General features: G+C 44.8%; 9 protein-coding genes. 4 read left to right on the forward strand and 5 right to left on the reverse strand.

Annotation, left to right across the window (positions count from 1 at the left end; genetic code table 11):
- Positions 1 to 92 precede the first annotated feature (92 nt).
- From AM231_RS03465 to kduI, 4 genes are all read right to left on the reverse strand, one after another.
- The gene (locus tag AM231_RS03465; RefSeq protein ID WP_054401347.1) at positions 93 to 977 is read right to left on the reverse strand and encodes a transporter substrate-binding domain-containing protein; all 885 of its coding nucleotides are present in this window, start codon (positions 975 to 977) and stop codon (positions 93 to 95) included.
- A 191-nt stretch (positions 978 to 1168) separates the two neighbouring features.
- On the reverse strand, positions 1169 to 1921 hold the full coding sequence (gene kduD, locus AM231_RS03470) for a 2-dehydro-3-deoxy-D-gluconate 5-dehydrogenase KduD (protein ID WP_054401348.1): 753 nt from the start codon (positions 1919 to 1921) through the stop codon (positions 1169 to 1171).
- 90 nt (positions 1922 to 2011) lie between these two features.
- Positions 2012 to 2761, reverse strand: a complete 750-nt coding sequence (locus AM231_RS03475) for a DeoR/GlpR family DNA-binding transcription regulator (protein ID WP_053489232.1) — start codon at positions 2759 to 2761, stop codon at positions 2012 to 2014.
- 40 nt (positions 2762 to 2801) lie between these two features.
- Positions 2802 to 3635 carry a 5-dehydro-4-deoxy-D-glucuronate isomerase gene (gene kduI / locus AM231_RS03480; protein WP_054401349.1) on the reverse strand — a complete coding sequence of 278 codons (834 nt, stop codon included), beginning with the start codon at positions 3633 to 3635 and terminating at the stop codon, positions 2802 to 2804.
- A 288-nt stretch (positions 3636 to 3923) separates the two neighbouring features.
- On the opposite strand from kduI, the gene AM231_RS03485 reads away from it, so the two are divergent.
- Together AM231_RS03485 and AM231_RS03490 are read left to right on the forward strand one after the other, a co-directional pair.
- Complete coding sequence (locus tag AM231_RS03485; protein ID WP_054401350.1) at positions 3924 to 4808, forward strand: glycerophosphodiester phosphodiesterase; 885 nt, start codon at positions 3924 to 3926, stop codon at positions 4806 to 4808.
- A gap of 212 nt (positions 4809 to 5020) precedes the next feature.
- On the forward strand, positions 5021 to 5641 hold the full coding sequence (locus AM231_RS03490; RefSeq protein WP_054401351.1) for a hypothetical protein: 621 nt from the start codon (positions 5021 to 5023) through the stop codon (positions 5639 to 5641).
- A 98-nt stretch (positions 5642 to 5739) separates the two neighbouring features.
- On the opposite strand, the gene AM231_RS03495 is transcribed toward AM231_RS03490, so the two are convergent.
- Positions 5740 to 6666: an ArsR/SmtB family transcription factor gene (locus AM231_RS03495; protein WP_054401352.1), complete on the reverse strand. Its 927-nt coding sequence runs from the start codon at positions 6664 to 6666 to the stop codon at positions 5740 to 5742.
- A 246-nt stretch (positions 6667 to 6912) separates the two neighbouring features.
- On the opposite strand from AM231_RS03495, the gene AM231_RS03500 reads away from it, so the two are divergent.
- Positions 6913 to 7128, forward strand: a complete 216-nt coding sequence (locus AM231_RS03500; RefSeq protein ID WP_054401353.1) for a DUF2905 domain-containing protein — start codon at positions 6913 to 6915, stop codon at positions 7126 to 7128.
- A gap of 184 nt (positions 7129 to 7312) precedes the next feature.
- Positions 7313 to 7452: helix-turn-helix domain-containing protein (locus tag AM231_RS30405; RefSeq protein WP_423212916.1), on the forward strand; the 140-nt coding region annotated here is incomplete at its 3' end.

Below are 7452 nucleotides of genomic sequence, written 5' to 3' on the forward strand. Positions count from 1 at the left end.
AACCGCCGTATACCGAACGGTACGTACGGTGGTGTGAGAGGTCGGCTACTCAATTAATGAGCAGCCTCCTACTCGATGTCTAAACATAAATACTATTTGGTTTTGCGGTCATGGATGCCTTTGTAACTCATTGGGGCATCTCCGAAGTATTTGTTCCATATATTCAAGTAGCTTCCGTCCTGCTGCATCGTGGCCAATGCATTATCTACAGCCGCCACGAGATCAGGGTTTCCTTTTACAAAGGCTGCGGAAATCTCGAATACCTGATCGGCTGACTCGGTGGTAGTGACCGGCATATCCGGAAAATGCTGCTTCAGATTGGTCACGGATAATTGGTCGGATATGACTGCGTCCAGTTCACCTTTTACAAGCATCTCGGCCGCGTCCGATATATATTGCACGGGAATGATCTGGGCATTATACTTTTTTGCCACATCTTTATAAATTCCAGTTGGATTCATACCGACGCGCTTTCCCTTAAGATCGGAGAAGGTACGGATCGCAGCTTTACCTGAAGAATGCACTAGCAATACTGGTGTGGAGGATAAATAAGCGACCGAGAAATCATAGAGAGCCCTGCGGTCTGGCCGGTCTTCTACTTGATTAAATACGGCATCGTATTTACCTTCTGTCAGCCCTGGCAGCAGATTCTCCCACTTTGCTTCAACGAATTCTGCTTTTAATTCCATATGCCGGGCAACCTCTTCAGCTATCTCCACATCAAAACCAGTCAGAATTCCCCCAGTTCCTCGGTAACTGAACGGAGGATAATCCCGCTCTGTCGCGATTCGCAGGGTCCCGCGCTCTACGGCATTTCGAAGCAGATAGCCAGTATTCACCCGATAGGGGTCAACACCCATATTCGGGTTTGGCACACGATCATTGGTATCAGGCGTGCAGCCAGAAAGCATAATTGAAACGATCAATGTGAATATACAGGTAATACCAGCCCAACGAGTTGGTGTATTTCCGCGCATGACTCTCATAACCATCCTTTCTTTATTCACGGTCCTTCGAGGCCCATTTCGTAAAGTTAGCATGTCCCAAAGGATGGTTCATATATGCGTGTGAAGTCAGAAGTCGTCAGGGGAAATCAGTTATGCACCCAGGGAGTCAAATGACTCGTCCATGATTCTAAGAATAGCTCAGGTTCATGCTGTTTGCCTGGTTAGCGGGCCATCCATCCGCCGTCTACGCACAGCACATGGCCGTTAACGTAATCTGAAGCAGAGGACGCGAGAAATACGGCAGGACCCCCGAGATCTGCTGGTTTGCCCCAGCGGCCAGCTGGAATGCGGTCTGTAATGGCGGTCGAGCGCTCTTCATCCTGACGGATGGCAGCCGTGTTATCCGTTTCTATATAACCCGGGGCAATTCCGTTAACCTGGATGCCGCTGGCTGCCCACTCATTGGCCAAAGCTTTAGTCAAACCTGCAATACCATGCTTGCTTGCAGTGTAGCCTGGTACATTAATTCCGCCTTGGTAGGACAGCATGGAGCATATATTAATGATTTTGCCGCTTCCGCGTTTTATCATATGTCTTCCGGCCAATTGGGACAGCAGAAAGACCGTGTTGAGATTCAGATCGATCACATCGAGCCAATCCTGCATGCTATGATCTTTAGCTGGAGTCCGCCGGATAATTCCTGCATTATTTACCAGAATATCGACCTGACCCGTCAACTCAAGTGCTTGATCAAAGGTCTGCTGGAGTTTGCTGTGATCGCTTAGATCAACTCTTATTTCGGATGCTTTCTTGCCGAAACCCCTGATGGCTTCTACCGTTTCCGCACTGGTATTCATGGACACAGCAACGACATCCGCGCCAGCTTCGGCCAGAGCTATCGCAATGGCTTGCCCAAGTCCGCGGGCAGAGCCGGTAACGATAGCCGTTTTGCCTGATAAATCAAAACTGTTCATGCTCCGTTATTCTCCTCTCATATGTTCGCTTAGTAGATGAAGTACGAAACGAGGCGGTTCATTTCAAGCTATAAGTCTGAAAAGAAGCGATTACAGCATGGTAACGCCGGCTCCCTTGAATTTCTTTACCGTCTCGGGAGGAAGTCCAGCATCGGTAATGATGCCGCTGAGCTCCTGCAGGGAAGAAAAAGTTCTTAAAGCTGTTTGACCGAATTTATGGTGGTCAACGACAGCGTACACCTCTAGCGAGGTTTCGATTAATGCTCGTTTGAACGGGATCAAATCTCCGGTATAAATGGACAATCCATGATCGAGATGGATACCGGTGGCCGATACGAAGGCTTTCTGAATATTCAGTTGTTTTACATACGAGACGCCTTCAGGACCCGCGAGCATGTTTCGCACACGGTAGCCCCCCGGAACGACAAGTCGAATCTGATTCTTGCTGGCCAGTTCGCTGATGATGTAGACGTCATTCGTGACAATGGTTAAAGGCATGTCTTCCAGTCTTCGGGCGATTGCCAGCGTGGTGCTGCCCCCGTCAAGCGCAATGATGTCATCGGCTTGGATGTGTTTCAGGGCTTTCAGCGCAATCTCGGTCTTCTCATCCTGATTTTTGGCAAGCGGCTCTTTGGATGGCAGAATGCCGAATTGATCGCTATGCGCTAGCATAGCTCCGCCATGTACACGAACGATCAGGCCCTGCTCCTCCAGCTTGGTCAGATCCTCGCGGATTGTTTTACCGGTCACCTGCAGCTGTTGGCTTAAATCGGCGACCGTCACTTCTTTATGGGAAAGCAGATATTCCATTATTTTTTCATAACGTCGTAACGGGTTCATATGAATCTCAACTCTTCCGTGGGTTTATGGATAATCCCTTCTATTTTAAACCCTGCATGGACACGGGGTCCATATCATCGTAACGTTTATTGTCCCCGGCCATACCCCAGATAAAGGTGTAGTTACTCGTACCGACTCCGCTGTGGATCGACCAGCTCGGTGAGATTACGGCCTGTTCATTGCGCATGACGATGTGGCGCGTCTCGGTAGGCTCACCCATCAGATGGAAGACAACGGCTTCTTCTGTCAAGTCAAAATACAGATAGGCCTCCATGCGTCTTGGATGAGTATGGGCAGGCATTGTGTTCCACATATTTCCTTCTTTAAGCAGGGTCATACCCATTACAAGCTGGGCGCTATCAATCCCTTTTTGATGAATGAAACGGTAGATTACGCGGTCATTGGAATTTTTGATATCGCCCAAAGCGCTGGAATCGGCTTCTTCCAAGGTAGCTTTAGCTGTAGGGAATGATTGATGCGCCGGTGCCGAGTTCAAGTAGAACTTAGCTGGATTCGCTGGATCTGTGCTTTCAAAGAGGACCTCTTCAGCGCCCATACCAACGTACAAACATTCTTTGTTATTCAGCCCATGCTCCGTTCCGTCAACCCTTACAGTGCCATGTCCGCCAATATTGATAATGCCAAGCTCTCGGCGTTCCAGAAAGGAAGAAACACCCAGCTCCTTCAGATCGGTTTCCAGCTTGACCTGTTCTTTTACAGGAGCAGCACCGCCGATAATCATACGGTCTTCATGTGTAAGAACAAGCTCCAGCTTATCAGGTGTAAACAGTACGGGAATATGGAATTCCTTGCGGAGTCGCTCCGTATCGAAATGTTTTACTTCATTTGGGTGTGAGGCATAACGTCTTTCCATTTCTTTCAGCTCCCTGTTATTGTATTTAGATGAATTATAAAGTTCATATAAGTACAAATTACTCTATTTGCGTTCATATTACAAGAGGGGAATTACGAAATGAACATTATTATCAATCCGCAGCCTCTTTTTTTTGATTGAAATGATGACAGAAAGGGAAGAATGAACCACAACCATCATTAGAAGAAGAAGGAAGCAAGATAGATAGGGTAGAGGTTCAAATGAGTATATCTCTCCAGTTAAAAAAAGAGCTGAGTGAACAAGGTAGAGGTAGGAGTTGGATAGCAAATGAAAAGGATGATTGTGATCATCATAGCTGCCCTTGTCATGACGGGTTTTCAGAGTTCTGTTGATGTACCCCATTATCCATATCACTTGAATAGGGAACGGGTTGTGTGGATGCAATCAGGGGATGAAGTTGGCCGCTCCTGGATCAATATTGCCCATCGCGGGGCATCCGGGTATGCTCCTGAGAATACAATGGCTGCTTTTGAAAAAGCTTATGAGATGGGAGCGGATATGCTCGAATTTGATGTTCAGTTGAGTAAAGATGGACAGGTCGTTGTTATTCACGATTCTACGGTTGAACGAACCACCAATGGGCAAGGAAAGGTCGGAGATTTAACTTTAGAGGAGCTGCGGAAGCTGGATGCAGGTTCGTGGTATCACACGGAATTCAAAGGGGAAGTCATCCCCACATTGGCAGAAGTGCTTGAGCATTATGGGGGACGCATCGGCTTGTTAATCGAAATCAAATCTCCGTCCCATTATCCGGGCATCGAGCAAAAGATCGCAGAGTGTCTAAAAAAGTCAATGGTGAGTCCGAATGGTTTCGGAAGATACAAGGACATGATGATTGTACAATCCGCCGATACCGATTCGCTCCTCCAGTTTCATAAGCTGATGCCTGATATTTCGCTTGGCGTTGTTGTTACTAGCTCCAAAGAGATGTCTATGCAGCATCTGCAGGATATGAAAGCTTACGCAGATTATGTGAGTGTTTCAATGCGGCTAATTACTAAAGGGCTGGTTCAAAAGATACATCAGTCTGATATGAAAACGCTGGTCTGGACGGTTCGGGACATGCTGCAAATTCCTTACTTCCTTCAGATTGATGTGGATGGAATTATTACGGATTATCCGGATCGGGTGCCGATTTCTCAGGGGAATTAAAATGGATAAGGGGAGAAAAGGGATTCTTGTGATCAAGCGATCGAAGAATTCTTTTTTTGGTTTGCCGTAAAGCATTTCTTAGGATCATATATAATCATAAATTGTTACCTTAGAGGCTGGCTAATGTTATGGTTAATTAATAAATCTCTAATTTAAAGTAGGTTCATTTTCATAATTAATGCTCCGATAAGTTAAATAAGGGGGCGTGTTAATTGGATCAATTTAAACATGAAACTGCAAGCAAAGTCTTAAAAGTTGACTATAATGCTAATGGATTTTTATGGATGTTCGGAAGCATCTCGCTTGATACTGAGATAAATGTTCGAAAAAGACTTGTACGAGAAAATGATTTATCAAAAATTGCCTCGCTAAAATCTGGGATTGACTCTCAAGTTGAGTTCGGAAAACAGATAAACATAATATTTGCAATCAGCACTTTTATATTGTCAACCATACTAGCTCCACTCACATTTTATTTGCAACAATCGATAAAAACAATAGATTGGCAACATGAAGTAAGGATGGTTGTTACAAAAGAAGAGCTTAGTATTGCAAAAAACAATGTGGAAAAAGAAGCTATTCTTTCCAAGCTAACTGACCAAATAAGTGAAGACTCTGACAATTATCATGAGGGCTTACTAAAAATGCAGGATCTACAAAGCAAAATGCTTCTTATTATTTTTATCCCTCTTATATTCATTTTTGTCGCTGCTATTATGAGATTTAAGTGGCTACTAAGTTTAAGTACCTGTGTCGAAAATGCGTTTACAGAAAAGAAAGAACAAGAATTGAAAAGTAAAAGTCGGAGAGAGGATATCTTAAGAAGATGTTGAATGTTTGAGTGAAATTGGGCAAAGAATCATAAAACAGCTGGAGTAGGTGTCCCTGCATCCAGCTGTTTTCAATATAGGAGACCGAGTCTAAGCAGATGTCACGCGTCCAATTCTTCCTTCACATCATATAGCACGCGGGCCAACAGGTCCTGGCTGTAATTGCCGAAATGTTTACCGTAAATGGTAAAACCCCGTTTGTTTATCGATTGCTCGTTAACGGCGATACGGAAGGTGAGCTCACTTTTGTAATCTAGCTGAATTTGGTCCAAACCGACATCCGAGATACGGCTGCCATCGATAAAGCTGCCTTCTTTATTAATACGAATCAGCTTCAGCATGCCGTATTGGTTTAATTGGGGCGGCCACCATTCAGGGTTGAACGTACCGCGTTTGTCTCCGAAATCTCCCGGACTCGTCCAGCTTCCAATGTCTATTCCATAGACAGAAAAGAAAATGTCAGATGGATAATTGTTACAATAGCCAGGGGCCTCCGAGCCAAGTTCTAAAGAAAATTGGATCTCGCGGAATGCTTGGTTGGACTTCAAGTAATTTGGAATGCGATATTCCAGGAAGCCCTCAGTAAGCCAGATGATCTCCGAGTTAATTCGATCAGGATCAGCAAAATAACGAGGATCATCGAGATCGCCGATAATGTGATCCCTGGTCGCAAGACCGCATGTAGGGATAGCTTGGTAATTGCTATAATGGCCTACCGGTATTTCCACCTCGTAAAGATTATCATTAACTTTGCTTCGAAGATCGACCATGAGCTTATCTTCGTTCAGGTAGCAGATCTTTTGAATACCGTGTTTTCCACCCGTTGTATGAATTTCGATCAGACCACTCTCTTCTAATTTCCTGATATGCATGGTGATGGCACCATTACTGAGATTCAGCCTGTTGGCGAGTTCATTCAGATTCAGATTTTGATTTGTGGAGAGCAGTTCCAAAATCTGAATGCGTATCTCGGAACTCAGTGCTTTAAAGATATTCAGCCCGCTCATTAGATCTTTAATATAGATCATCTTAATTCAAACCTCTCTACAATGGGAATAACCAATAAAATGTAAATATATTTATTTCATATGATCATAAATCAAACGGAGATAGAAGTGAAGAAAATGACCAACTTACGGTGATAAGTAAGGGATAGGGAGAAGCGAAAGGATGATCGCTCGGTCAGTATGACCGGCTCAGACCTTGCAGTCCGTACCTCAAATCCATTATGATACGAGGAAACCTGTGTATTCTGATGAATGAGGTGACGTATCATGCATCCTGTAACAAGGGCTCTATTATGGATAGGCGGCGCCCTGATCGTGATCGGGCTGCTGTGGCCTGTCATTGGCCGATTCATTGGGCGGCTGCCGGGCGATATCGTCGTGGATAAACCCAATGTCAAAATATATTTTCCGATCGTAACCTGCCTTGTCATCAGCGTGGTAGGCTCATTGATTCTGTTTCTGATCCAGCATTTTCGCAAATAGCTTCATACAAAACAGGCCGACTAGGGCATTTTGATATGCTCCCATCATAGTAGACAGTAGAAAAAACAAAACTCTACTTCTACCATGATGGGAGTTTTTGTAATGTCCAAAAGAAGCCCGATTTCATATGAAATCAAGATTCAGGNTGCAACATGAATCCAATCCCAACCATGAGGCAAAACAACTGGGGGTCCATAAAAACACGGTTACCGATTGGATAAGAAAATACAAGGCAGATGGAGAAGAAGGATTAAGAGAATCTAGGGGATGGAAATCTTACTCCAATGAGCTAAAACTATCTGCCATTCAAGATGTACGCTCTGG

The sequence above is a fragment of the Paenibacillus solani genome, from assembly GCF_001277345.1.
Lineage (GTDB): Bacteria > Bacillota > Bacilli > Paenibacillales > Paenibacillaceae > Paenibacillus_AQ > Paenibacillus_AQ solani.

Bases quoted from the DNA above. Each gene is read 5' to 3' on its own strand.
- AM231_RS03485 (WP_054401350.1), top strand. From the start codon at position 3,924: ATGAAAAGGATGATTGTGATCATCATAGCTGCCCTTGTCATGACGGGT.
- kduI (WP_054401349.1), bottom strand. From the start codon at position 3,635: ATGGAAAGACGTTATGCCTCACACCCAAATGAAGTAAAACATTTCGAT.
- AM231_RS03495 (WP_054401352.1), bottom strand. From the start codon at position 6,666: ATGATCTATATTAAAGATCTAATGAGCGGGCTGAATATCTTTAAAGCA.
- kduD (WP_054401348.1), bottom strand. From the start codon at position 1,921: ATGAACAGTTTTGATTTATCAGGCAAAACGGCTATCGTTACCGGCTCT.
- AM231_RS03475 (WP_053489232.1), bottom strand. From the start codon at position 2,761: ATGAACCCGTTACGACGTTATGAAAAAATAATGGAATATCTGCTTTCC.
- AM231_RS03500 (WP_054401353.1), top strand. From the start codon at position 6,913: ATGCATCCTGTAACAAGGGCTCTATTATGGATAGGCGGCGCCCTGATC.
- AM231_RS03465 (WP_054401347.1), bottom strand. From the start codon at position 977: ATGCGCGGAAATACACCAACTCGTTGGGCTGGTATTACCTGTATATTC.